Here is a 23,386-nt window from a genome sequence, read left to right as displayed (position 1 = left end):
CGCGCGAGGGTCCGTCACGGAAATCGCGGCGACCGGGAAAGTACCGTTCGATGCCATCCATGCGCGCTCCGGAGCTCCCGTTCCATGTCGTCCTCATCACCTCGCTCGTGGGAGCCACGGGCTGTCCACTGCAGGGCGACCTGGGGCAGTACACCGATTCGAACCCGGGGCCGGAGTCGGGCACGGGGACGGACACGACCCCGGATACCGCGACCATGAGCTCGAGCGTCACCGGCGACGAGCCAGCGCTGACGACCACCGCGAACGGGCCGACGGGTACCAGCGAGGCTTCGACGGCCGACAGCGAGACCACGGAGACCACGGAGGCCACCGCGACGACCACGACGACGGAAGGCACCACGACCGGCCCGGGCGAGACGACCGCCGTGGAGACCGGCGAGACCGGCGAGACCGCGAGCACGGGCGGGCCAGATCCGGTATGCACCGACGGCCAAGCCGGGCCCGAAGACTACGCGCGGGTGCTGTTCGACGTGTGGCCCGAGATCGAGGGCAACGAGCAGAAATTCACCGGCGTGTGCACGGTCGTCGAGGTCACGCAGCCCGACCTTTTCGAAATTTCGCTCGACTGCGGCGACCGTACGGCGATCGTCGAGGTCGCGGTCGCGCCGGCCGAGTTCACCCTGTCGCTGCAGCCAGGACAGGCGCTGGAACTCGACTGGCTGGCCCGGGGCGGGATCTTCTGGACCAATCAGTGGCTGGCGCTGCGCGACGAGACCCTCGACCCACCGTTGCTGCTCGCCGCCCACGAGGCCGACACGGCGCTGCCCGCCGGGCTGCCCGATTTCCTGGCGCCGATCTCGATCAGCTTCAACGAGGACAGCTGCGGCGTGCCGGTCGACTGCCACGACAACGACTCGTACGAGCGCCTGCTGCTCGAGTTCGCCGAAGCGGGGGACGTGGTCCTGGTGCCGGATCGGACCCGCGCCGATGTCGGCGATTACCGGGCGATCGTGAACTACGCCCGCCGCCACCACGACCTCCACCAGATGGCCGGCGACTGTCCGAACCCGACCGATCCGGTGCCGCTGTACTTCCAGGGGGTGGTGCTGCGGCGAGACGGTTGAAGGTCCAGGGGGTGGTGGGGCAGGCGCTAGCGCGCCCCCTGCGTGAGCTTGCAGATCGACCTGACCTTCTCGGGCTTCGCCATCTGCTTGCACCTGGCCATCGCCTCGTCGCGGCCCTTCTCGTCGCCGTCCGAGGCGCGCAGACGGGCGAGGGCGGCGTAGGCGTAGGGGGTCGCAACGACATCGTGCTTGGCGAGGTCCTCGAGGATCTTCTTGGCCTTGCCGGCGTTGGTCTTGGCGAGCGCCTCGGCGAGGTCGGCCTTCTTGGCAGCGTCGCTCGGGCTGTCGGCGGCGAGCCACGAGAGCACCGAGACGGCGTTGTCGAGGAAGACCTTGCGGTGTTCGCTCCGGAGGTCGTCGAGCCGGACGTCAGCGAGCGCGATGATGCGTTTGGCACGCTTGGTGAGGCCCTTGGCGCTCGGCGTCCGTTCGTCGAACTCATCCGCGCCCCCGAGGATCTCCTGGATCCTGCGGCGCGCCTCCTTCGGGTCGCCGCCGTTGAGGATCACCTCGGCCTCCTTCACGGAGGCGACGCTCTTGTCCGTCGCTAGCACGGCGTTTTCGCAAGCGTCGCCGCGTGACGGGGGGAGCGCCAAGAGGGCGGCGACGGCGGCGATGACCATCAGAGATCTCTGGCGTGCCATGCGGTCATGTGTATCACGGTGAGCAGCGCCCCCCAAATGGAGGGCGATCTGCCCTGTGCTGATCGGCGCAGAGACGACGATATCGGAGACTCTTCCGCGAGGAACCGGGCCCGGTGGATCCGAACGTGGCGGAAGTGCCGCGCAAGATGAACGGCAAGACCACGATCGCCGCCGCCGCCGAGGCGGTGGCCAAGGCCGCAGGCACGGACAAGGCCGCTCTGGTCGCCGCCGTGCATGCGCACGTGGAAGCGCGGTCGCAGCTCCCATGTTCATGGCTGCACGTGCGCATCCGCTAGCTGAGAAAGGGGAGCAGGCGTTCAGCTCGCTCGTCGACCTCCTCGACGTCGTCGGCGACCTCAAGTCCAGCAACGAGACCGTCATCAAACACATCAAGGAAGCCTCCGCGCTGCGACGCTCATGACGATGCGACAGGCCGTATATCTAACGCTTTCTTTCATCACGCCGTTCGCCTGCGGGTCGGCGCCGAGGGCGACCGACGCGCCGGCTCAGGCTCAGGCGGCCCCCGCAGCGGCGGTGCCTCCGAGCGAGGCCCCGGCCCCGACCACGCCGCAGGACTGCGCAAGCGAGCCGGGAATGGTCTTCATCGCCGGCGGTGATACGGTCTACTCCGAGGACCGCAAGACCTACCACGTCGACGCCTTCTGGCTCGACCGCACCGAGGTGACGGTGGCGCCTTCCGCAAGTTCGTAGGGACCGGCTCGAACGCGTCCAGCGGCGGCGCGTGCTCAGCCGCGCTTCTTGTAGGTCGTCGGCGCGGCCGGCTTCTTGTCGGCCTCGGCCGGCTTCGCGTCCTTGGCATCCTTCGCGCCCGCGGCGGGCTTGCTCGCCTCGCTCGGCTTCGTCTCGGGCTTGCTCGCCTCGCTCGGCTTCGTCTCGGGCTTGCTCGCCTCGGCCGGCTTCGCGTCGGCCGGCTTGGTCGCGTCGGGCTTGCTCGCCTCGGTCTTCTTCGCGTTCGCCTCGGGCTTGCTCGCCTCGGACTTTTTGCCCTTCGCGCCCTTCTTGTCCGCCTCTGCTGCCGCCTCCGGCTTGGTTTCTTCGGCCTTGGGCGCGTCCACGAATTCTTCGCTGCCGAGCTCGCGGTCGGCCTTGCGTCGGCGCTCGAGCGCCAGCTTGGCCCGGCGGGCCACGTCCTGGTCCCACGCGTCGACGTTGCCGTCGCCGTCGGTGTCGTAGCCGACGCGGTCGATCGTGCCCTGGACGAAGAACGTGAACACGTCGGGCTTGCCGTCGCGGTCGCGGTCGGCGTCGATGCGGACCAGGCGGCCCTTGTCGTAGCGGCGCCAGGCGTCGACGTAGCCGTCGTAGTCCGTGTCTTGCTCGTCGAGCGTCGGCTTGCCGGCTTCGTAGTGGCGACCGAGGTCGATGCGGCCGTCGAAGTCCTGGTCGTACTGCTCGCGGACCAGCTCGCCGGACGCGTCGAAGTGGAGGAACGCGTCGAGGCGGCCGTCGAAATTGAAGTCGGCCTGCTGGCAGCGCGTGCGGCCCTCGTCGGGCGCGCGGCCGCCGATCAGCGTGACGATGTCTGCGCGGCCGTCGTAGTTCGAGTCTTGCTGTTGCACACGCTTGCCGGTCGCGTCGCAGTGCTGGCCGTCGATCGCCAGCGGGATCAGCGCGACCTGGCGCACTGGCAGGATCGGCTCGATCTTGTGTGGCGGCTCGTTGTCGGGCGTCGACGCGGCGGTGGGGGCGGCGGTGGCCTTGGCCTTGGCTGCACAGCCGGCCAGCCCGAGGAGCAGGAGCAGCGCGGCCGGGCGAGCGAGGACGGGGATCACCGGACACACTTTAGGGGACGGCAGGCGCCTCTCGCAAGCCGAGGGCAAAATGTGACCCCTCCCGCGGCCCCGGCGCAGGCGCGGCGGCGCGTCTTGTGCTACTAGCCGCGGCTGACGATCGCCGCGGGCGACCGCCTTTCTCCTCGCGCGGCGCTCCCGGGCCCTCCGCGCGGCTCCGCGGCCCCCGAACTCCCGCAGCCGACGCGGCCTCTGGTTTCGCTCCACGACCTCCGCGCCGCACCTCCGCTCACCGCTCCGCCATCCGACATGAGCAAGTCCGTCCCACGTATGGTCGATCCGACCGCTCCCGAGCGGCCCACGATCCGTAGCTTCTGCATCATCGCCCACATCGACCACGGCAAGAGCACGCTCGCCGATCGTCTGATGGAGGCCACCGGTCTGCTGACCGACCGCGACAAGACGGCGCAGTACCTCGATCGCATGGACATCGAGCGCGAGCGCGGCATCACGATCAAGGCCCAGGCCGTGCGCATGTCGTACAAGTACGACGGCGTCACGTACGCGCTGAACCTGATCGACACGCCCGGGCACGTCGACTTCGGCTACGAGGTCTCGCGCAGCCTGGCCGCCTGCGAGGGCGCGCTGCTGGTCGTCGACGCCACCCAGGGCGTCGAGGCGCAGACGCTGGCCAACGTCTACATGGCGCTCGACGCCAACCTCGAGATCATCCCGGTGATCAACAAGATCGACCTGCCGAGCGCCGACGTCGAGGGCGTGAAGCGGCAGATCGAGGAGGCGGTCGGGCTCGACGCCAGCGACGCGCTGTTGGTCTCGGCCAAGACCGGCCTCGGCGTGGCCGACCTGCTCGAGGCGATCGTGCTCCGGATCCCCCCGCCGCGCGGCGACGTCGCGCGGCCGGTGCGGGCGCTCATCATCGACTCGTGGTGGGACAGCTACAAGGGCGTCATCTCGATGGTGCGGGTGTTCTCCGGCCGCCTGCGCGCCGGCGACAAGATCCGCATGATGGCGACCGGCAAGGGCTACGACGTCATCGACGTCGGCGCCTACGCGCCCGAGATCACGAGTATGGCCGAGCTGTCGGCGGGCGAGGTCGGCTACCTGGTCGCCAACGTCAAGGAGGTCGTCGACTCCAAGGTGGGCGACACCGTCGCGGCCGCCGACGACCCCAAGGCCGAGGCGCTGCCGGGCTTCAAGGTCGTGCAGCCGATGGTGTTCGCCGGCGTGTTCCCGACCGACAACGCCGACTACTCCGAGCTGCGCGACGCGCTGGCCAAGCTGACGCTCAACGACGCCAGCGTCACGTGGGAGCCCGAGACCTCGGTCGCGCTGGGCTTCGGCTTCCGCCTCGGCTTCCTCGGCCTCTTGCACATGGAGATCATCCAGGAGCGGCTCGAGCGCGAGTACGACCTCGACATCATCACCACCGCGCCGAGCGTGAAGTACAACGTGTACCTCAAGGACGGCACCGAGTCGGTGATCGACAACCCGGCCAAGATGCCGGACATCGGCGACTACGAGGCGATCGAGGAGCCGATGATCACCGCGCGGATCCAGCTGCCGGAGGAGTACCTCGGCGCGATCATCAAGCTGTGCCAGGACCGCCGCGGCATCCAGCTCGACATCAAGTACCAGACCTCGAAGCGGGTCCAGCTGACCTACGAGATGCCGCTCGCCGAGGTCGTGTTCGGCTTCTACGACCACCTCAAGAGCCTGTCGCGCGGCTACGCCAGCCTCGACTACGAGCAGGGCGAGTACCGCCGCGCCGAGCTGGTGCGCGTCGACCTGCTGGTCAACGGCGAGCGCGTCGACGCGCTCTCGCTCATCAGCCACCGCGACAACGCCTACAACCGCGGCCGCGACCTCTGCATCAAAATGAAGGACGAGATCCCGCAGCAGCAGTTCGAGGTGGCGATCCAGGCCGCGATCGGCAGCCGCGTCATCGCCCGGACCACAGTCAAGGCGCTGCGCAAGAACGTGCTCGCCAAGTGCTACGGCGGCGACATTTCGCGCAAGCGCAAGCTGTTGGAGAAGCAGAAGCGCGGCAAGCGGCGTCTAAAGGCGGTCGGCAACGTTGAAATCCCGCAAGGTGCCTTCCACGCGATCCTGAAGCTAGACTAGAGAGTCTCCGTGACCACGCCGCAGCAAGCGCAGGAGCCGCGCCCCGCCAAACCCGAGGGGCGCCGCTCGACCGGTAGCGTCAAGGCCGCCGCCGGGCTTTTGGTCAAGGAAGCCAACCGGATCCTCAAGAAGTACGGCGGGCGCATCGCGCCCGAGCCCGCGCAGGCGATCCGGGCCAGCGTCGACGCGCTGGCCCGCCACCGCGAGGCCAAGCAGTGGCACCAGGCCGAGGACGAGGCCGAGCGGCTCGACGAGCTGCTGCACCAGCACGCCAGCTTCGCCCGCAAGAGCCCGCTGCGCGAGACGATCGAGAACGTCGGCGTCGCGGTCCTCGTGGCGCTGGGCCTGCGCTCGTGCCTGTACGAGCCGTTCAAGATCCCGAGCGGCAGCATGATGCCGACGCTCGTCGCCGGCGATCACATCTTCGTCAACAAGTTCATCTACGGCATCCAGGTCCCGTTCACGACCACCGTCGTCGGCGAGCGCTGGGGTCACATCGCGCGCGGCGACGTCGTCGTCTTCCGCTACCCGATCGACGAGTCCGAAGACTTCATCAAGCGCGTCATCGGCCTGGCCGGCGACACCATCCGCGTCGACGGCAACAAGGTCAGCATCCGCCGCAGCGACGACGCCGAGTTCGAGGAGCTGAAGCGAAACAAGCTGCCCGAGAAGTGCCGCGACGACAGCGGCACGCAGCAGGTCCCGCACTGCGAGCTGTTCGAGGAGACGCTCGACGGCCACACGTACGTGGTCCGCTACAAGACCAACCTCGACCCACGCGCCGGCGCCCGCAGGGTGGGCGAGTGGACGGTGCCCGAGGGCCACCTGCTGGTCATGGGCGACAACCGCAACGAGAGCCACGACAGCCTGGCGTGGACGCGCCAGGTCGAGGCCGTGGCGGCCGACGGCTTGCTCAGCGTCAAGGACCTGCGCGACCTGACCGACGAGAAGCTGTTCTCGCTGACGCGCCCCGACGACGTCTCGGCCCGCGGTGACGCCAGCTTCGATCACATCCTCTACATCGCCGACCACGCCAGCGACGCGCACGGGCTCGAGCTCGAGATCTGGCGGCAGCCGGTGCTCGGCAGCGAGGCGGTGTACAAGGCGCTGACGGCAGGCGAGGGGAGGGCGACGACCTTCGCGGCCCTGATCGAGGGCGACGAGCGGCTCGGCAGCAAGGGCAACGCCAAGCTGCGCGAGCGCCTGCTGCGGGTCGGCGCCGACATCCCGGCCATCACGCTCAGCGCGGGCGAGGTGGCCCAGGACGCGGTGTTCCGCGTCGACCCCGACGCGGTGATGCGCCTGCGCTGCGGCAACGCGGTGTGCCGCACGCCCGGTCGCGTGGCCGAGAAGGTCGCCGAGGTGGTCGAGCGCTGGGGCCGTGACCGCGGCCAGGACGCGCGCCAGATCCTCGACGGCGACAACACCGCCCGTTACTCGCAGCACTGGACCAGCCGCAGCGCCACCGCCGAGACGTTCCTCGAGCGCCGCTACAGCAAGACCGGCGCCGAGCCGGCGAGCCCCGCGGGCCTGGTCCGGCTACGCGCCTGGCGTGCGCCCGACGAGAGCGTCGATTTCGTCCGCGACACGGCGCTGGCGGCCGCGGGCAGCTCGCGCTCGCTGGCCCGGCAGGTCGTCAACGAGGCCGGCGACGACGGCTGGCTGGTCGAGGACGAGCAAAAATTCACATACGTGCGCGCCGACGCCAAGAGCCTGGTCGCGTTCAGCCTCGAGTGCGGGCGCCAGCGCTGCGCGAGCGACCGTGAGCTGCTGGCGCTGGTCCGCAGCGTCGAAGGACATGTCCCTTCGGTCAGCAAGGATCGCACGCGCTTGCCCGAGCTGCTGCCGCCGGGCGACATCCCGGGCTACAAGGAGATGCCGCAGCTTCCGGTCAGCGAGCGCTACGAGTACGACCGGATCCGCCTCGACGCGACGGTCCGCGACGTGGCGTACAGCCTCGGGGTGTGGGTGTGGCTGCGGCCGACCGAGGGCCTGGCGGAGAAGCTGGCCGCGCTGCAAGCCGACATCCCGAACGCCAAGGTCGACGACAGCGTGGCCAGCGGCGCGATCACCGGCGACGCGGTTTCGGGCAACGGCACGCAGTACGCGTTTGCGGTGCCCGCGACGGAGGTCGTGATCCGGATGCAGTGCAGCGTGGGCCTGTGCCCGACGCCGGAGGTCGCCCGCGACCTGGCCAAGCGCGCGTACCAAAAGGCCCACGACGCCAGCAACTTCGTCGATCCGGCGGCCGAACGCCCGCAGCCGTATGTGCCGCGCGGCAACGTAAAGGGCCGCGCGGAGCGGATCTGGCTGCCGATGAGCCGTTTCTGGCTGCCGATCCGCTGACCGGCTCCGGGCATCGAGACATGCCGGCGGTGCGGCGCGCGGCGGCGCACGGGCATGAGTGCGCGCCGGAACATTTCGCGCAGTGATCGCTGCGATGGACGACCGTCGTGGAGCGGATAACCGGCGTGATGACGACCGTCGTCGAGCGGACATCGGCTGCGCTGACGACCGACCATCGAGCAGAGCCGGACAACGGGGACCGAAGTTGTTGAGCTCTCGTCGCAGAATAGGGTTCGAGGATCCTGGTCACTCGCATGCGTGGAGCCCAAAGGTTCTCACCGGAACTTCGAGTGCCGAAGGCTGGCTTGCAAGAAGACGCCGACGAGCCAGGGTTTGCCAGGCGCCGACGAGCCAGAACGTCCGCCCGGCGCCCCTGGCTGCCTGTCCTCTTTAACTTAACATAATAACTATTATCGGCAAAAGAGAGTCCGGCCGAGGGCCGTCGTCCTTGCCGGGTGCTGACGAACCAGCCGCCGACCCAGATCGACGTCGGCGATGCAGCTCAGGTCGGCGCGATGCCAGAGGCCGCCCGCGCGGACCACCAACATCCCCTGCCCGCCTCGCCGGCGCCGGCGACCGCGGGAGGCGTCACGAACGACGCCGGCGTCTCCACCTTCGTCGCGCGAGCCGACCATCGACACCGGGTCAACGTCGAGGTCCAGGGCGGCGGCGTGCTCCAAGGATCGCGGCCCAGGCTCAACTTCATCGGCGCCGTCAGCGTCGCGGACAACGCGGTCAACGATCGGGTCGACGTCACGGTCGCGGACTCCGCTGCCATCACCCTCCAGCTCGCCAACGCTTCGGTGCTCCCCGCAGCAGTCGCCGGCGTCGCGCCGATCAGCGGCGCCATCGACTTCTTGAGCCTCATCGCCAACGCGAACATCGCAGGCGGCCCCCTGTCGGTGTCCCTCGAGCTCGCGGGCGGAGTCCTGGTTCCGGGCAGCCTCGTTACGTTGGCCAACGGAACCGCCGCGTTCACCCCGAGGGGGGCCGTGCCCCCGCCCGCGACGGTCGCCCAAGGAGACGCTATCATCGCCCGCTTCACCGGCACGAACTCAGCCGCGGCGGTCGCTTCGGTCACCATCCGCTTCAGGCGCTGACTTTCGACGAGCGTCACGGGCCATTGCCCAATCGATCGAGATCCTCGGCTGGTGTGTGCTCTGAGTCAGCGCGCGCGCCGGTAGTGCATGGCGACCGCGCCGCTGCGGAGCGGCTTCGCCGAGACCAGCTCGAGCCGTCGCGTGCTGGGCAGCCCGCTCTGGTACAGGGTCGGGCCGTGGCCAGCGATCCTGGGGTGGACGAGGAAATTGTACTCGTCGATCAGATCCAGCCGGTCCAGCTCGGTCGCGAGCTTCCCGCTACCGAGGAGCACGCCGGCCGGGGTCGCGTCCTTGAGCTTCTGCACGCCCGTGCGCAGGTCGCCAGCGATGTGGTGGCTGTTGGTCCACGGGAAGTCCTTTCGCGTCGACGACACCACGTACTTCGGCTTGGCCTCCAGCTTGACCGCCCATTCGCGCATCGGCGGCGCCGCCTCCTCGTCGCCGCGGGCGACCGCCGGCCAGTAGCTCTCCATCATCTCGTAGGTGACGCGGCCCCACAGCATCGCCCCGCCCTCGTCCATGAGGCGGGTGAAGAAGGCGTGTGTCTCATCGTCGGCGATTCCCTCCTGGTGGTCGACGCAGCCGTCCAGGGTGACGTTGATGCTGAAGGTCAAGAGTCCCATGCGGCGAGTCTAAGCCGTACACTCCTGGCCATGGAACGGCAGGCCGTGGCAGAACTTGTCGCTGAGGATGTGCGCCAGGAGCGAACCAGCAGATCGGTCCAGCGAAATCCCTTTCAGGCCGCTCGGAACGACGTCGCAGGGCCTCAGCGCTTCGCCGCAGCGGGTGGCGGGAGCGCCCGACACGACGGTTCGAGGAACGCGCGGATCATCCGGCCGCCCTCCGCGGGCGCCAGCGCCAGCGCGGAGCGGAACATCGTCTCCTCCGAGAAACACGCCTGCGTCTCGAACGCCGCCCGTGCCTCCGCCGACAGCGACCCTCGCACCTCCGCGAGCCGGCGTTCGCGCTCGGCCGCCGCCTCTTGCGGCGTCAGCGATATCTCGGCGCCCTCGAGGGCCAGCAGCTGCGCCAGCGTCTTGTAGGTGATGAACTCGCGCAGCTCGGTGTCGGGCAGCAGCTCCATCGCCGCCACCGCCACCAACCCGTCGCCCGCCAGCAGCATCTCGCACGCGCGGTCGCCCAGCAGCTCCGTCTGCCGGAGCTGCAGCGCGACCACGCGTAACAGCTGCTCGTCGGCCAGGCTGCACATGCCGCGTTGTGCCAGATCGCCGCCGACGCGGAACGACTCGTCGTAGCTCATCGTAGCGAAGTACGCCCGCAGCTTCGGGTGGCGCGCGAGCGCCTCGGTGATAAGCGGGTCGAGCCGCCACGAGACCCGGGGCGCCTTTGATGCCTCAGTCAGAGGCGGAGTGTCCGTCGCGGTCTGCAGTTCGCCGCGCGATGCCGACAGCCACACCGCGGCCCCCACGGTACCGAGCGTCAGGATCGCTGCCATCAGCCTTCCCTGGCTCACGCACCGACGATACCACGAGCTCGCTCGCTCGGTGATGTCGGCGACGATTGTGACGGGGCATTTGGGGCAGGCGGTCGCGCATTGGGACATGGCGTGGTCGCGGGGTCCCGCGCTGTCCAGGGTCGAGCACTGGGACTGCGCGTCCGTGGTCGAGCGATTCGCGGCCGAGCGGCGGCGCAAGCTGTGGTTGCCTGTGCCCTCCTCGAGGGCATCCCCCAACCTGGCGATGGCCACCTTCTCGCCCCTCGCCCGCAAGGTAGCGGCGCGATGGTGGCGGCCGTTGCGTGGCAGCACGGACATCAAGCGAAGTCCCTTTCAGGCAAACCAAAAACAGATATCTCTCACGAGACATGCTCCACTCAGGCTAAGTTGCCCACAGGCTGTGGCGGTAGATCGAGCGTGTGCTGCGCAACGCTATAAAGCGCTTCCTCGGTTCATCACGTGCGTGCGGCGGCTCTCGCCGCACACCGCCCGCGCCTACTCAGGCGACCTCCACGGGTTTGCGAACGGAGTTGAGCGCCGACACGGCCGGCCCGCCGCGCTCAGCGACCTTGAGAACATGATTGAAGGGCCAGGCCATGCGCAGGGCGCTCGCGGCCTCCGTGACCGCGCGGTCCTCGAGGTGCTCTACGGGGCCGGTCTACGCGTCACCGAGTGCGTTGCGCTCGATGTTGATGATCTTCGTTGGGATTGCGACGAGCTAACGATCCGGGTGGTGCGCGGCAAGGGGGACAAGGACCGCATTGTTCCCATTGGAACCCTCGGCGCGGCAGCGGTGCAGCGGTACCTCGAGGTGCGTCACCAGTTGCTCATCGCCCCCGCCCCGTCCCTCTTCCTCGGCAGGAACGGCACCCGCCTCAGCGACCGCACTGTTCGAGAGCTGGTGTATCGCCGCTGCAAGGCGGTCGAGGCCAAGGTCCGCGTGGGGCCTCATGGGATCCGCCACAGCTTCGCCACGCACCTGTTGCTGCGGGGCTGCGACCTGCGAAGCATCCAGGAGATGCTGGGCCACGCAAGCCTGAGCAGCACGCAGCGCTACACGAAGCTCGACCTTGGCTGGCTCGCGGCCGAGTACTACCGAGCCCATCCGCGAACGTGAGGCCGCGGATTCGACGAGCCCGCCGACAGCGGCTACTAGCCGGAGTTCGCGGGCGGGGCGGCGCGGGCGCGCAGGGCCTCGATTCGCCACTCGAACTCCTCGCGCAAGTGTCGGGTGTAGCCGAAGCCTTCGTCGAAGCGGCGCCGGCCCTCGGGGTCGAGGAACCAGGTGGTGGGATAGCTGTGGACGCCGATGCGCTCGGCGTAGCCGTCATCCATCAGCACGGTGAACGGGAGCCTCTGCGCGCGTACCCACTCGGCGACGGCGCCGAGGCTGCCGCCGTAATGAATGCTGACCACCGCGACGTCCGGGTCGCCGGCGTGGGCCGCGGCGAACGCGGATAACTCGGGCATCTCCAGCAGGCAGCCGGCGCAGGTCTTGAACCAGAAGTGCAGCACGACAATCTTGCCGCGCAGCGACGCGAGGGTGACCTCGCGGTGGTCAGTGCTGCGCAGCGAGAAGTCGGGCAGCGGCGCGGCGGATTCGTCGTAGGAGGCCAGGGCCTGCCGCTTGCGGCGCTCGGCCGAGCCAGCCTCGAGGCCCTCCATGTATTGCGATAGACCCTGGGTGCTGCCGGTGCGGGCGCGGTAGAGCTCGACGAGGGCGCCGCGGCAGCGCTCGCCGCCGTCGCCGGGGAGGGAGAGCCCCGCGACGAGGTGGAGCTCGGCGGCGTCGCGGTCGCCGCGGCGGCGGGCGACCTCGGCGAGGCCGAGCTGGAGGTCGGCGAACGGGCCGAGGCTGTTGCTCTCGGCCCGCCGAAACGCAGCCTGGGCGGCGTCGAGGTCACCAGACTTCAAAGCTAGGTTGCCGAGTATCGTGCTGCCGACGGTCACGTGATCGCGCCGCAGCATGTCGACGTGGAGCGAGCCGGCCTCACGCCACGCGCGGGCGTAGCTCTCGCTCGCCTCGATCCCCGCGCGCGCGAGCTCGCCGGCGCGGTCGTGGAAGGGGGTGCGGTCGAACAGCGCGCGCGCACCGACGAGCTTCGGCGACGGCACCACCGGCTCGTGTGCGATCATGTCCTCGACGGCGGCGAGGATCGATTCGGGGGTGGCCGAAGGAACGGCCATTTTTGCTTCGAAGCGCCACCGGGCGACCGTGGCGAGCTTGCGCGGGTCGTGGTGGATCGGCCGCGCGAGGAAGGCCGCGAGCATAGTGTCGCGCAGCAGCGAGGCCTCGACGTCGAGGCGCGTGCCGGCGGCGTCGCGCAGGTCGAGGCGGCGGTACAACACCGACTCGGCCTCGGGGCTGTCGGGGTACTCGGCGAGGAGCCGCTGCTCGAGCAGCCCGGCGTGGCCGGCCCGACCGACGGCCCGTGCGCCGTCGACGGCGGCGAGGAGTACGTCGGGCCGATCGGGCCAGCTGGCGACGACGTCGTCGATGTCCGCAAACACTGCGTCGGCGATGTCGCCGACGTCCGCTCGTTCCTGCATCAAGTGCCAGCGCCGGCGCAGCAGCGACGGCGCGCCCGGAGCGTGCGCGAGCGCGGCCTCGACCCATTCGAGCGCCTCGACCGACCGCTCCTGCTGGCTGAGCAGCCCGGCAGCCGTCACCGCCACCGCGACGAATTCCGGGTCGTCCTGCGCCACGCCGCCTGCCACCGACAGGGCCTCCGGCAGGCGGGTGGGGTCGCTGCGGGCGGCGTCGAGGAGGGCGTAGACCCGCGCCGACGCCGGCGTGCCCGACTCGGCCGCCGCCAGCGCGAGGATGTCGGCGGCGCGGTGCATCGCCAGCAGCAGCCACGCGCGGGCGACGACGGCGTCCGCGTGGTTCGGCAGGTCGGTGAGCAGCGCCTCGGAGCGGCCGAGCAGCGCCGGATCGACGATCGTGCCGCCGCCGACGGCCGCGAGCACCTCCGCCAGCCGGGCCCACGGGTCACCTCGCGGTGCGGACAGCATCGCCGCAGACATGGCTGCGGCCTCGGTCCGGCGCCCGGCCGCGGAGACGCAGCCGATCCACCACGCGCGCAGGCGTCGGCTCGCGGGGTGCTGCCGCACGAGCGCCTCGCCGTCGCGGGCGCATCCGAAAGCGTCGTCGGCGGTGAGGCGAGCGCGCAACCCGTCCGCGGCCGCGTCCGCGGGATCGACGACTTCGGAGGTGAGCTGCCCGTGAGAGTGAGAGGGAGCGGCGCGGGAACAACCGACCGGCGTCAGCGCGAGCGCCAGGCACATGGTCGTTCTGACAGCTCGGGAGCGAGGCATCATAGGCTCGTACGCGTTGCGCGGGTCGGCGATCTGCGCTCTGAGATACCACCCGCGCGCTCGCGCGACGGAAGGGTCGGTGCATGAGTCGACGCGGCCTACGTCACCCGGCCCGACGCCGCCCCGTGTTGCTCGCGGCCGCCTCGAGGAGGGCCTTCACTTCGTTCAGCCTCGACACGGCAGTGGTGCAGCAGTACCTCGAGGTGCGCCGCCAGTTGCTCAACGCGCCAGTCCCGCCCCTCTTCCTCGGCAGGAACGGCACCCGCGAACGTGAGGCGGCGGAGGCGGGCTTGGCGTCCTTGGCACATACCGTGTTTCTGTGATACTGCGCGCATGTACAGGTTTCTGCCCAATTCGCCAGCCAGGAACAGGTTGGGATTGCCCCGAAAAAGTGGACACTTTGCTTATGCCGCTTGAGTCTGCGCCTGTTCGGCGTAGAAGCTCTCCTCGTAGGCGATCGGGGTCGAGTAGCCGATCGACGAGTGGCGAGGCCGAGAGCGGCCTCGGCGTCACGACGCGTCCTTCGACCGTCACGTCGCGCTGAAGCGCGTCCGCGATGAACTGCGCCGCCAAGGTGGCCGTCGCCGTCTCGGGCGGGTGGTAGCCGAGAAATACGTCGTGGGTGGGGGCGAAGGCGGGCTTGGCGGCGAGCCACACTTGCGAGAAGGGCTTGCCGGTCCAGATGACGGTGTAGCTGCTGCGTGCGAGGCTCCCGGAATCCACGAGCCCGGTGGTGTCTCCCTCGAAGGAGAACTGGACCGTCGCCACCGGAGCGTACAGCTCGGTCGCGAACAGGTGCTTACGACTCGTCGCCGCCATCTATTGAGTGTCGGCGAGTCGGACGACTCGCTCCTGGGCAACGCGTTCGCTTCGGAGGTCAGAATTGCCGAGGTCGTGCGCGGTCGTGCGCTGGCGCTCCGCGGCACACGCGGTGGCCACGGGCGCGTTTGACCAGGCGGTCTGGGGCGGCTACGTCACGTCAAACGCCATCCAGCGCGCCACCGCGGTGCGCCTTCACCAGTGACTTGGGCTGATCCCGTGTTCCCGCGCCGCTGAGCGCGGGCTGACGGGAAGAGCGCTGGGCACCCCGCCGGCGCGGCTATCTCCGCCGCGCAGGTCCCCGGCTCGCGCACTGCCGAGGCCCGGGCGCACGGCTCACATGTGCATCGACGACGCCGCGGAAATCCGACGATTCGTGGGCCTGCACGAATGCGAGGTCCACGACGACCGCGAGCCGGACTGTCATGAATCGGCGCCCCCGGTCAACCTGCGGCGTCGGCCCGGCCCGCCTCGCGGAGCGCCTCGATGCGCCACGTGAATTCCTCGACCAGCCGCTCCGTCGCCCCCTCGTGCGAGAACACGACCCGCCCCGCGCGATCGACGAACAGCGTCGTCGGCAGCGTGGTGAACCCGTTGTCGCTGGTCCAGCGGGCCCCGAGCAGCACCTCGAGCCGGATCTTCCGCTCGGCCAGCCAGCCCCGCAGCTCGTCGGTGTGCGGCTCGCCGTTGATCGTCAGCACGGCCACGTCGGGGTCCTTCGCGTACGCGTCGGCCAGCTGCTGCAGCGCCGGCATCTCGGCCGCGCACGGGCCGCACCACGTCGTCCACAGGTTGATCACCGCCACGCGGCCGCGCAGCGCCTCGCTGCGCAGCTCCTCGTCGTTCAGGCGCGGCAGCGCGAAGGGCGGCAGCGGCTTCGGCTCGGCGATCGCGCCCGCCAGCACCTGCGCGCGCCGCTTGGCCCGCACGTCGTCCTCGAGCCGGGCCCGGTGGCGGGCGTAGCCGCGGTCGCTGCCGTGCTGGCGGCGGTACAGCCCGCGCAGCGCCTCCTCGCACGACTTCTCGCCGCCCCACAGCGCCAGCCCCTCGACCAGCAGCTGCTCGGCCTCCGCGATCCGCCCCTCGGACTCGGCGAAGGCGGCCAGCGGCAGCACCATCTCGGGTGATTTGTTCGCCAGCGCCTGGACCCGCGCGAACGCCTCGCGTGCCTCGTCGCGCCGGCCCTGCGCCAGCAGCACCGAGCCCAGTGCGCTGTTCATCCGGCCCGCGAAGTAGCTGTCCTGCTCGTCGAAGATCTTCGAATCGTCCTCCTGGGCCCGGCCCGCGGCCAGCATCGCCTCGCTGCGCCGGATCGCCTCGCGGAGGATCACCTCGGCCTCACGCCGGTACGGCGTGCGCTCGGCGAGCACGACCGCCGCGTCAGCCAGCACGATGAAGTTGCGCGGCTCGACCTCGACCCACGCCTGCAGCGTCGACAGCAGCACCTCCGGCGCGGCCTGCTCGTCGTCGCGCAGCAGGAAGTACAGCTCCATGTACTGCTCGGCGCGCAGCCCCGGCAGCGCCGGCGGTCGCTCGCGCAGCAGCGTCTCGATCTGCGCCCGCAGCTGCGCGTCGGCGGCGACGTCCGGCGTCTTCTTCGTCTCGCGTTCGTACCGCGCCTGCGTCAGCTTGCGGAGCTGGCCGACCCGGACCCAGTCCGCCGAGCCGCTGGCGGGGAAACGCTCGAGGAGCTCGGCCTCGTACTTCGCCTGCACCTCGGGGGCCAGCGTCGCGTACACGTCGGCCGCCGTCTTCAACGTCCCAGGCGAGTCCGGGCGTGCGCGCAGCAGCGACGCCACCCCCGCGTCGATCACCGCCCGCCGACCCTCCGGCCCGCGCCGGGCCGCCTGCACCATCGCCTCCCACGTCGACCGGTCCGCGTCGTCGTGCTCGCGCGCGAGCGGTGCCTCCACCATCGCCCCGCCCGCCCCGCCCGCGGCTGAATCGCTCGCCTGCAGCAGCGCCTCCCACAGCTGCGCGTGGAGCGACGACGAGTGCGGCGACAGCTCGAGCGCGCGGACCAGCAGCGGGCCCGCCTCGTCCGGGCGGCGGTGGTTCAGCAGCCACGTCGCCGTCGCGAACTCCGCGTCGACGTTGTTCGGGTCGGCGGCCCTGGTCCTCGCCGCCAGCTCGAGCACCTGCGCCTCGGTCGACCCGATCGACTGGATCGCGAACGCGAGCTCGAGCGCCAGCAGATCGGGCGTCGCGCCGCCGTGCTCGGCGAAGAATTGTACCGTCTCGATCCGCGGCGCGTGGACCACGAGCGCCCGGCCGAGCTGCCACAGCGCGTCCGGGTGCCCGTCCAGGGCCGCCAGTGCCGCCCGCGCCGCCGGGATGCTCTCCTGCTGGCCGCGCGACGGGTCGTCGAGCAGCGCGCCGGCGCGAGCGAACAGGGCCCACGGGTCACCTGGCCTTTCAGCCAGCATCGCCTCCGCCTGCGCGAGCGCGTTGCCCCCCGAGCGGCCCGCGCACAGGATCGTCCACGCCTGCAGCCGCGCGTCGTCGGGGTGCTTCTCCCGCAGGGCCGCCCCCTCGTGCGCGCACCCCCACCAGTCGCGACCCATGTACCCGCGGCGCACCTGCTCGAGCGCGGCCGTCGCGGCCCGATCTTCCACGGGCGCCAGCGCCTTCGCCCTGGCGAGGATCACCGGCCCGCCGCGCCGCTCGCAGCCCGCGGCACCGCTCAGGAGCAGCGTCAGACCTGCGGTCCAAACAATGAGAGAGCGATGGGCGGATCGCCGGGACAGGCTGGGCATGTCGACTCGCGGAGTCGGGCGAACGTGCCACCGGCCCGGATGGCCTCTCATGGACCCACCTTCGTGCAGGACGGCCTCGAACGCGCGGCTGTGGCGGAACCACGCCGGTGTCGCTCGTATTCCCTCACGCGCATCCCAGAACCTGTTCGAAGAGACATTCCATCGACCTGAACCGAAGTTCAGACCGCTCATCCTCCCGACCTCGGCGCCCGAAAAACGGGGGAGCGACCGGCGATTCGCCCCGTCACGCGCAAGCGACCGCGCGTCACCACAGCGTCGTGGTGTTCGTGTCCTGCGCCTTCGAGTACGTCGACAACGCTGCGCTCGAGAGCCGGGTCCGCGACCTCGCGCGCACCGACAGCGCGTGGAACAGGGCGAGCGCTCCCAGGATCGCGAGCTGACCGCGCACGCCCGACGTGTACCACGCCGGAGCTCGGGCGAGCACGTGGCGGTCGGCGGCCGGCCGTCAGGGCGCGGGCTCGACGAGCCGCAGCTCGACGTCCTGAACCGTGCGGGTGGCGGCGGCGGCCGGCGCGAGCAGGGTGTAAAGCCCGGCGTCGAGGTCGAGCTCGATGTCGGTGTCGAGAGCCGGGATCCCGCTCCACGGGCCGACACAGGCGCCGCATCCCCCCAGCTCGACATAGTCGGAGGAGCGGAGGCGATAGCGGCCGGCGCGCTCGACCCGGAGCGTCATGGCGGTCCACATCCCCGTGAAGAACACTTGCGACGAGTCGCGGACGCCGACGTAGCCGGGGTCGTCGCACGAGACGACGAAGCTGTGCGCCCAGACGTCCGCGACCCGTTCGGCGCTGCCGGCGTCGCAGAGGTCGACCGCGTACGTGCAGCCGAGCGGCGTGGCCAGGTATTCCGCCTCGAGCTCGGCCAGCGACTCACCGTAGACCTCGAGGAAGAGCGCGCGGATGTCGTCCTCGGACCACGTCTGCGCGCCCTGATACATCCGCCGGAAGGCGTCCACGCCGCGTGTGTCGATCAGGAAGCGGGTGAACTGCGCCACCGCGCCGTAATCGAGCGTCCCCGTCGTGAGGGTGAGTTGATCGCCGACGGGAAGGGGCGCGCCCACGAGTACGGGCCCCTGCAGCGCGGCGGCGATGCCCTCGGCGAAGAACGAGATGCTGGGCCCCCACGCCTCCCACGTCATTGCGTGGACGAGCTCGTGACGCAGCGTCGTCAGCGGCAGACCGAAATTGGCGAGCGATTGGAGGTACGACGTGTTCGGGTCCCCCAGGTAACACGCCTGCGCCGTCGGCGGGCACAGGGAGATGTCGCCAACCTCCACGAGCGCGACGAAGTCGTCGGGGACCGGCTCGCCGAGGAAGGCGAAGGTGCGCTCGATGAACGATCGAGGCTCTGCACGCTGCCGGCGCACAGCTGCTCCGTCTCGACAGTGGTGTCGATGGTGAAGTGCTCACCGACCCACGCAGGACGCGGCTCCTCGGCGTCGGACACCGGAGGCGCGCAAGCGACGAGGACAGCGAGGACGAGAAGAGGAGCGCGCATTCAACCTCCGCAGCCGTCCGGATCGACGAGGCACAGGCCGGTGCCCGGCTCCCCGTCCGCGTCTTGCTCGGCGTCGCAGACGTAGTCGTCGGGCCACGGGCACGGATCGAGCAAGGTCACCTGGCCCTCGTTGTCGCCGACGCGAGGTTCGCGGTCGTGATCGACTTCGGCGAGCAACGCGTCGACGGCCGCGGGAGGGAGCGCGGCGTTGCCGAAGATCCACACCTGGTCGGCGCGGGACAGCGTGGGCAGCCACGAGCGGAGCTCGGTGAGGCTCGCGTTGTGCTGGATGCGCAGGCCGCTCAAGCGCGCGAGGCCCGTCCAGGGGGCGATCTGCGCGAGCGCGGCGTTGTCGGTGAGGACCAGCCACTGGAGCTCCTCGCCGTCGATGGCGCAGTCGATCCGCGTGAGCGCGGCGTTGTCGGTGATGAAGACCGAGGCGGTCGTCTCCGGGACCGGGGTGAGGACCGCGGCCAGGCGTCGCAGGCCCGCGTTACCGCGGACACTGAGGGAACCGAGGGCCCAGCCGGTGAGCTCGATCTCGGTCATCCGCGAGTTGTCCTCGAGGATGACCGACCCGACGCTCTCGAGCGCGGAGAACCCGGCCAGCCCGTCGAGGCCCGTGGACGCGAAACTCAAGCCCCCGCTCCGCACGAGCCCGGAGAAATCGACGCTGCGCAGGCTCGGCAGCGCGACGAGACGGAGCCCCCCGTCGACCCGCGTCAACGCGGGGAACTCGAGCGTGGCGAGCCGCCCGCTCTCCTGGACGATGAAGTCGCCGGCCACGGACTCGATGCGTTGCAGGCCGGCGATCGAGGCGAGCTCGGGGTTGAGCGCGAGCTGGAGGCCGCCGATCTCGACCAGGCGATCGCCGAGCGCGACGGACACGAGGCGCGGGTGCTCGCCGACGTAGAGCGTCCCGCCGATCCGCTCGAGCGCCGGGAAGGCGTCGATCGTGGTGAGCGCGGGGTTGTCGGAGATCGACAGGGCGCCGCCGATCTCCCGCAGGGAAGCGAAGCGCGGCAGCTCGGTCCATTCGGGGTTGGCGAATACGATGAGCGAGCCGGCGATCGATTCGATGCCCTCGAGGCGGGCGAGCTCGGCGGCCGTCCGCTCGTTCACGACGACGTCGCCGAGCACACACAACGGCCCCGAGACGCCGGCGTCCCACAGCTCGAGCCCCTCGACCTCGGTGCACGGCTCGGGCGCGCAGGCCAGGAGCCCGGCCGCGAGGACCCCGGCACGAGCTCTTCTGGAGACCATCCAATCCATCGTAGCCGCGCCTCCCCCGTGGCGATATCGGGCCTCGCCTGGCCTCGGCGCGGCCGCTTCGAGCGCAGGTCGATGCACGCGACGCGCTGCGGTGATTGCCGGATGATCCTCGATGAACATGTCCCTTCAGACATACCGCCCCCGGCTCGCCCTCGGCGTCACGCTGTTCAAGTTGCTCACCGCCCGGATGCCGTGGCGTGGAACCACGGCACAAGCGCAGCAGGTGGAGATTGCACTCGGCGTCGCTCCGGCACGTCCGTCGGAGTTTGAAGTGCGGCTGCCGACGGACCTCGAGAACCTGGTGATGCGAGCTATCGGCGGAGACCCGGCACAGAGGCCGGCCTCCGCGGCCGAACTCGGGCGGCAACTTCGGCGACTCCTCGAGCCCTCGGCCCGCAAGGCCCTGGTGCCGACCGCTCGCGCGCCCGAACCGACGCCGCCAGCGCCAGCGCTCACGCCGGTCACTGGTCTCCATGTCCCGATGGGCCCCTCTCCCGCTCTCGCCCGGTCATCGGCGACGACGGCTCGGCCGCCCGTCCTACCGCCACCAAGCACGCCCGCGCCGCCCAGGCCGTGGGTCCTCGCCGCGTCGCTCGGTTTCACGGTGCTCTTCGCCTGCACCTTGCTCGCTGTCTTTCTCCTGCCCCCGGACGTCACAAGCCCGACAGCCCAGCAGCTGGACGCCCAGAAGTCGGACGCGCCGCGTCGAGATACGAAGAGAGCTCCTCTGCGCCGCTGGTGCGCGCCGCGGACGCACGCCCTTGCGCCGGATGAGCGACATGCCGTGAGCGTGCACGCCGCTGGGATCGAGAGGCATGACAAATCGCCCTCGTCGACCGCGAGCGTGCGCGCCGCCGTCGACCGCCGCGCTCGACAAATCGCTCTCCGCGAACACGAGCGTTCGCGCCGCCGCCGATTATCTGCACGACGGATCGCCCACGCCGATGGCGATCGTTCGCGCCGTCAGCGTCCGAAATGCCCGCCGGATCGCCTCGCAGACTCCTCGACCTCGCGCTGCCTGCGTCCGCCCAGGAACCGGCCACTACCCCCACGCAGACGTGGTTCGCGTCGCCCTTCGTCGACGCCCCGGACGCCTTTACGAGGTCGGCGAGGACGCGCATGGGCACGCAACGTCACGGCAAGAGTCCCGGGGTCCGGGTCCCCCCCTCGCGTGCTGCGCGGCTCCGGGCTATCATCGCGGCGATGGAGCACAGGGATCGCGCAGGTTCGGAGGAGCCGGAGGCCGTTCTGGACGAGAACGCCGTCGACCCCGGTGACGACGACTATGGCCCGCCGTTCGAGCGCCGCAGCTTCGGCGGCGAGTTCGTGTGGGCCCAGGGCCAGGGCTACACGGCCAAGGTGCTCCGGGTCCGCGCCGGCGAGGTGGTGGCGATCTCGACGAAGGGCCGCCGCGACATGACGGTGATGCTGACCGGCGGCCGCGCCCTGCTCGAGACCCGTGCCGACGACAGCGTCGATCGGGTGGAGCTGCTGCCGGCGACGCCGATCGCGGTCGCCGAGGGCGAACACGCGTACCGCCTGGTGGCGGTGACCGACGTCGAGCTGTTCACGATCTACAGCGCGAAGAACTGACGGCCTCCAGCCGACGCACGTGGCGCGGGCGAGACCTACGTCGAGCTGTCCGAGCCCCGTGAGCCGCGACGGGATGCGCTCGCCCCGGCGCTCGAGTGCGGTTATGTTCGCCGCGTGCGTGCCCCTCCCCTGCCCCGCTGGCCGGCGACCTGGCCCAATGCGTGGGTCGCACCGCTGGTGCTGGCTGCCGCCTGGTCTATCGCGCTGGCCAACGAGCCCGAGTTGACCGCGCAGCGCGGCCTCGTGTTCGCCGGCGGTCCGTTCCTCCTGCTCGCCGGCCTGCACGCGCGCCTCGGCGGTTACCTCCACGCGCCCGAGCGCGAGCGCTTGCTGCCGCTGCCGATCGAGCCGGCGCGCCACTTCCGATCGGCCCTCCCGGCGCACCGCCGCGGCCTGGCGCTGACCGTCGTCGCCGGGGCCGGCGCCATCGCGGCCGCGACCCTGCCCGACCTCACGCGCTGCGCCTGGCTGCTCGGTGATTTCCTGTGGCTGGCGCTGGCGGCCAGCTTGATCGAGCCGGGCATCGCCGGGCTCGCGGCCTACGCCGGGCGCCGGTTCCCGCCCGAGCACTGGATCGGCGAGGCGCAGCGCTTCGGCGCGGGCGGCTGGACGGCCGAGGAGGCGGCCGTGCACCTTTACGCGCCGGCGCTCGGGGTCGGGCTGGCGACGCTGATCGCCATGCCTGGGCAATTGACGCTGGCCCGCCTGGCCGAGCGCGGGACCGCCAGCACGCAGCACTGGACGCTGCTGGCGGCGCCGATGCTGGCGGCGCTCGTCGTGCGCGTGACGGCCGGTCGGCTCTACGCGGCGGGGCTGTGGGAGGCGGTGCCGTGGCTCAGCGAGGCGACGCGGCGGCTGGCGGGCACCGGCGTGCCCGCCCCGCGCCCGGGCTTCGTCGCGCGAATGCACAACCCGATCCTGCAGCTCGGCACCACCCAGCTGCTGCGCCTGTGCCCGCTGCTGCGCCTGCGCCTGGTCGCCCTCCTGCTCGTGAGCGGCTGGCTGGTGTCGCGCGCTCAGCCGCCCGACGCGCCGAGGATCGCGCTGTGGTGCGCCATGGCGGCGCTGTGGCTGAGCCCGTTGCAGATCCTGGCGCGCGAGCGCCGGCGCAACGCCGCCCTGCTGGCCGCCCTGCCGGTGCCCGCGCCCGAACGCAGCGGCCGCCTACGCGGGCTCGAGGGCCTGCTGCTGGCCCCGCCGGCGGTGCTGGCCGCGTTCATGTTCGTGCGCTGGCTTTGAGGACATGTGCGATCGGGCATGTGCAAGAAGACATGCCCGCACGGACATGCTCTCGGCGACATGTCCTCGCAGCCATGCCGGCGAGCGCCCTACTTGTCGCGCACGACCGTGAACTCCATCATCCGGCACGGCAGGTCGGCGCCGGGCGGGTGCTCCATGCCGGCGACGGCGCGGCGACAGACGCGGTCGCTCTTGCGGTCACCGGTGCTGACCTGCGTGGCGATGGCGTAGGCGCTGCCGTCGGCGCCGACGCAGAAGGCCGTGACGTTGCGGCGGCTCTCGCCGACCTGCATCGAGGCGCAGGCCGAGGTGGCGAGGGCGACGAGCACGAGCAAGCTGGTGCGCAT

The 23,386-nt window shown here is 70.7% G+C and carries 21 protein-coding genes; 11 read left to right on the top strand and 10 right to left on the bottom strand.

The window, feature by feature from the left end:
- Nucleotides 1-59: 59 nt before the first annotated feature.
- A complete protein-coding gene (locus tag POL25_RS23630; RefSeq protein ID WP_272088408.1) occupies nucleotides 60-1,085 on the top strand; it encodes a hypothetical protein in 1,026 nt (341 codons plus the stop codon).
- A gap of 26 nt (nucleotides 1,086-1,111) precedes the next feature.
- Here POL25_RS23630 and POL25_RS23625 read toward each other — a convergent pair whose 3' ends face one another.
- On the bottom strand, nucleotides 1,112-1,729 hold the full coding sequence (locus tag POL25_RS23625) for a hypothetical protein (protein WP_272088407.1): 618 nt from the start codon (nucleotides 1,727-1,729) through the stop codon (nucleotides 1,112-1,114).
- A gap of 113 nt (nucleotides 1,730-1,842) precedes the next feature.
- On the opposite strand from POL25_RS23625, the gene POL25_RS23620 reads away from it, so the two are divergent.
- The 3 genes from POL25_RS23620 to POL25_RS23610 are packed head-to-tail and all read left to right on the top strand — an operon-like array spanning nucleotide 1,843 to nucleotide 2,440.
- Nucleotides 1,843-2,025, top strand: coding sequence for a hypothetical protein (locus POL25_RS23620; protein WP_272088406.1), 183 nt, complete (start codon nucleotides 1,843-1,845; stop codon nucleotides 2,023-2,025).
- Nucleotides 2,001-2,150 (top strand): hypothetical protein, encoded by a 150-nt coding sequence (locus tag POL25_RS23615; RefSeq protein WP_272088405.1) that lies wholly within the window; start codon nucleotides 2,001-2,003, stop codon nucleotides 2,148-2,150. Before POL25_RS23620 ends, POL25_RS23615 begins: the two co-directional genes overlap by 25 nt.
- 2 nt (nucleotides 2,151-2,152) lie before the next feature.
- Complete coding sequence (locus POL25_RS23610; RefSeq protein ID WP_272088404.1) at nucleotides 2,153-2,440, top strand: hypothetical protein; 288 nt, start codon at nucleotides 2,153-2,155, stop codon at nucleotides 2,438-2,440.
- A gap of 35 nt (nucleotides 2,441-2,475) precedes the next feature.
- On the opposite strand, the gene POL25_RS23605 is transcribed toward POL25_RS23610, so the two are convergent.
- Nucleotides 2,476-3,522, bottom strand: coding sequence for a hypothetical protein (locus POL25_RS23605; RefSeq protein WP_272088403.1), 1,047 nt, complete (start codon nucleotides 3,520-3,522; stop codon nucleotides 2,476-2,478).
- Between the two features lie 288 nt (nucleotides 3,523-3,810).
- Here POL25_RS23605 and lepA point away from each other — a divergent pair, with 288 nt between their 5' ends.
- The 3 genes from lepA (at nucleotide 3,811) to POL25_RS23590 (ending at nucleotide 9,068) form a co-directional block, all read left to right on the top strand.
- Nucleotides 3,811-5,622: a translation elongation factor 4 gene (gene lepA / locus POL25_RS23600; RefSeq protein ID WP_272088788.1), complete on the top strand. Its 1,812-nt coding sequence runs from the start codon at nucleotides 3,811-3,813 to the stop codon at nucleotides 5,620-5,622.
- A gap of 9 nt (nucleotides 5,623-5,631) precedes the next feature.
- Nucleotides 5,632-7,968, top strand: a complete 2,337-nt coding sequence (gene lepB, locus POL25_RS23595; protein ID WP_272088402.1) for a signal peptidase I — start codon at nucleotides 5,632-5,634, stop codon at nucleotides 7,966-7,968.
- Nucleotides 7,969-8,423: 455 nt separating this feature from the next.
- Entirely contained in the window at nucleotides 8,424-9,068 is a 645-nt protein-coding gene (locus POL25_RS23590) for a hypothetical protein (RefSeq protein WP_272088401.1), read from the top strand.
- Nucleotides 9,069-9,133: 65 nt separating this feature from the next.
- Here the strand turns inward: POL25_RS23590 and POL25_RS23585 are convergent, their stop codons facing one another.
- Both POL25_RS23585 and POL25_RS23580 read right to left on the bottom strand, forming a co-directional pair.
- On the bottom strand, nucleotides 9,134-9,691 hold the full coding sequence (locus POL25_RS23585; RefSeq protein WP_272088400.1) for a dihydrofolate reductase family protein: 558 nt from the start codon (nucleotides 9,689-9,691) through the stop codon (nucleotides 9,134-9,136).
- Between the two features lie 143 nt (nucleotides 9,692-9,834).
- On the bottom strand, nucleotides 9,835-10,845 hold the full coding sequence (locus POL25_RS23580; RefSeq protein WP_272088399.1) for a hypothetical protein: 1,011 nt from the start codon (nucleotides 10,843-10,845) through the stop codon (nucleotides 9,835-9,837).
- A 256-nt stretch (nucleotides 10,846-11,101) separates the two neighbouring features.
- Here POL25_RS23580 and POL25_RS23575 point away from each other — a divergent pair, with 256 nt between their 5' ends.
- A complete protein-coding gene (locus tag POL25_RS23575) occupies nucleotides 11,102-11,641 on the top strand; it encodes a tyrosine-type recombinase/integrase (RefSeq protein ID WP_272088398.1) in 540 nt (179 codons plus the stop codon).
- Nucleotides 11,642-11,676: 35 nt separating this feature from the next.
- On the opposite strand, the gene POL25_RS23570 is transcribed toward POL25_RS23575, so the two are convergent.
- Complete coding sequence (locus tag POL25_RS23570) at nucleotides 11,677-13,812, bottom strand: redoxin domain-containing protein (RefSeq protein ID WP_272088397.1); 2,136 nt, start codon at nucleotides 13,810-13,812, stop codon at nucleotides 11,677-11,679.
- 155 nt (nucleotides 13,813-13,967) lie between these two features.
- Between POL25_RS23570 and POL25_RS23565 the strand changes: the two genes are divergently transcribed.
- Nucleotides 13,968-14,165, top strand: coding sequence for a hypothetical protein (locus POL25_RS23565; RefSeq protein WP_272088396.1), 198 nt, complete (start codon nucleotides 13,968-13,970; stop codon nucleotides 14,163-14,165).
- 939 nt (nucleotides 14,166-15,104) lie between these two features.
- On the opposite strand, the gene POL25_RS44500 is transcribed toward POL25_RS23565, so the two are convergent.
- The 4 genes from POL25_RS44500 to POL25_RS23545 all read right to left on the bottom strand — a co-directional run bounded on the left by POL25_RS44500 (nucleotide 15,105) and on the right by POL25_RS23545 (nucleotide 20,198).
- Nucleotides 15,105-17,276 carry a redoxin domain-containing protein gene (locus POL25_RS44500; RefSeq protein ID WP_272088395.1) on the bottom strand — a complete coding sequence of 724 codons (2,172 nt, stop codon included), beginning with the start codon at nucleotides 17,274-17,276 and terminating at the stop codon, nucleotides 15,105-15,107.
- A 406-nt stretch (nucleotides 17,277-17,682) separates the two neighbouring features.
- A complete protein-coding gene (locus tag POL25_RS23555) occupies nucleotides 17,683-17,826 on the bottom strand; it encodes a hypothetical protein (protein ID WP_272088394.1) in 144 nt (47 codons plus the stop codon).
- A 57-nt stretch (nucleotides 17,827-17,883) separates the two neighbouring features.
- Nucleotides 17,884-18,804 (bottom strand): hypothetical protein, encoded by a 921-nt coding sequence (locus POL25_RS23550; protein ID WP_272088393.1) that lies wholly within the window; start codon nucleotides 18,802-18,804, stop codon nucleotides 17,884-17,886.
- 131 nt (nucleotides 18,805-18,935) lie between these two features.
- Nucleotides 18,936-20,198: a receptor L domain-containing protein gene (locus POL25_RS23545; RefSeq protein WP_272088392.1), complete on the bottom strand. Its 1,263-nt coding sequence runs from the start codon at nucleotides 20,196-20,198 to the stop codon at nucleotides 18,936-18,938.
- A 1,212-nt stretch (nucleotides 20,199-21,410) separates the two neighbouring features.
- Here POL25_RS23545 and POL25_RS23540 point away from each other — a divergent pair.
- The gene (locus POL25_RS23540; RefSeq protein ID WP_272088391.1) at nucleotides 21,411-21,800 is read left to right on the top strand and encodes a hypothetical protein; all 390 of its coding nucleotides are present in this window, start codon (nucleotides 21,411-21,413) and stop codon (nucleotides 21,798-21,800) included.
- A 114-nt stretch (nucleotides 21,801-21,914) separates the two neighbouring features.
- Nucleotides 21,915-23,039 (top strand): hypothetical protein, encoded by a 1,125-nt coding sequence (locus POL25_RS23535; RefSeq protein ID WP_272088390.1) that lies wholly within the window; start codon nucleotides 21,915-21,917, stop codon nucleotides 23,037-23,039.
- 89 nt (nucleotides 23,040-23,128) lie between these two features.
- On the opposite strand, the gene POL25_RS23530 is transcribed toward POL25_RS23535, so the two are convergent.
- The gene (locus tag POL25_RS23530) at nucleotides 23,129-23,386 is read right to left on the bottom strand and encodes a hypothetical protein (RefSeq protein ID WP_272088389.1); all 258 of its coding nucleotides are present in this window, start codon (nucleotides 23,384-23,386) and stop codon (nucleotides 23,129-23,131) included.

It is taken from the genome of Nannocystis bainbridge, from assembly GCF_028368995.1.
GTDB lineage: Bacteria > Myxococcota_A > Polyangia > Nannocystales > Nannocystaceae > Nannocystis > Nannocystis bainbridge.
The sequence above is the reverse complement of the archived record's forward strand: the minus strand, read 5'-3'. Positions and strand labels throughout refer to the sequence as shown.

Excerpts from the sequence above, each read along its gene's own strand:
- POL25_RS23610 (WP_272088404.1), top strand. The coding sequence starts at position 2,153 with ATGCGACAGGCCGTATATCTAACGCTTTCTTTCATCACGCCGTTCGCC.
- POL25_RS23615 (WP_272088405.1), top strand. The coding sequence starts at position 2,001 with ATGGCTGCACGTGCGCATCCGCTAGCTGAGAAAGGGGAGCAGGCGTTC.
- POL25_RS23585 (WP_272088400.1), bottom strand. The coding sequence starts at position 9,691 with ATGGGACTCTTGACCTTCAGCATCAACGTCACCCTGGACGGCTGCGTC.
- POL25_RS23530 (WP_272088389.1), bottom strand. The coding sequence starts at position 23,386 with ATGCGCACCAGCTTGCTCGTGCTCGTCGCCCTCGCCACCTCGGCCTGC.
- POL25_RS23625 (WP_272088407.1), bottom strand. The coding sequence starts at position 1,729 with ATGGCACGCCAGAGATCTCTGATGGTCATCGCCGCCGTCGCCGCCCTC.
- POL25_RS23575 (WP_272088398.1), top strand. The coding sequence starts at position 11,102 with ATGATTGAAGGGCCAGGCCATGCGCAGGGCGCTCGCGGCCTCCGTGAC.
- lepA (WP_272088788.1), top strand. The coding sequence starts at position 3,811 with ATGGTCGATCCGACCGCTCCCGAGCGGCCCACGATCCGTAGCTTCTGC.
- POL25_RS23630 (WP_272088408.1), top strand. The coding sequence starts at position 60 with ATGCGCGCTCCGGAGCTCCCGTTCCATGTCGTCCTCATCACCTCGCTC.
- POL25_RS23540 (WP_272088391.1), top strand. The coding sequence starts at position 21,411 with ATGGAGCACAGGGATCGCGCAGGTTCGGAGGAGCCGGAGGCCGTTCTG.
- POL25_RS23545 (WP_272088392.1), bottom strand. The coding sequence starts at position 20,198 with ATGGTCTCCAGAAGAGCTCGTGCCGGGGTCCTCGCGGCCGGGCTCCTG.
- POL25_RS23570 (WP_272088397.1), bottom strand. The coding sequence starts at position 13,812 with ATGTGCCTGGCGCTCGCGCTGACGCCGGTCGGTTGTTCCCGCGCCGCT.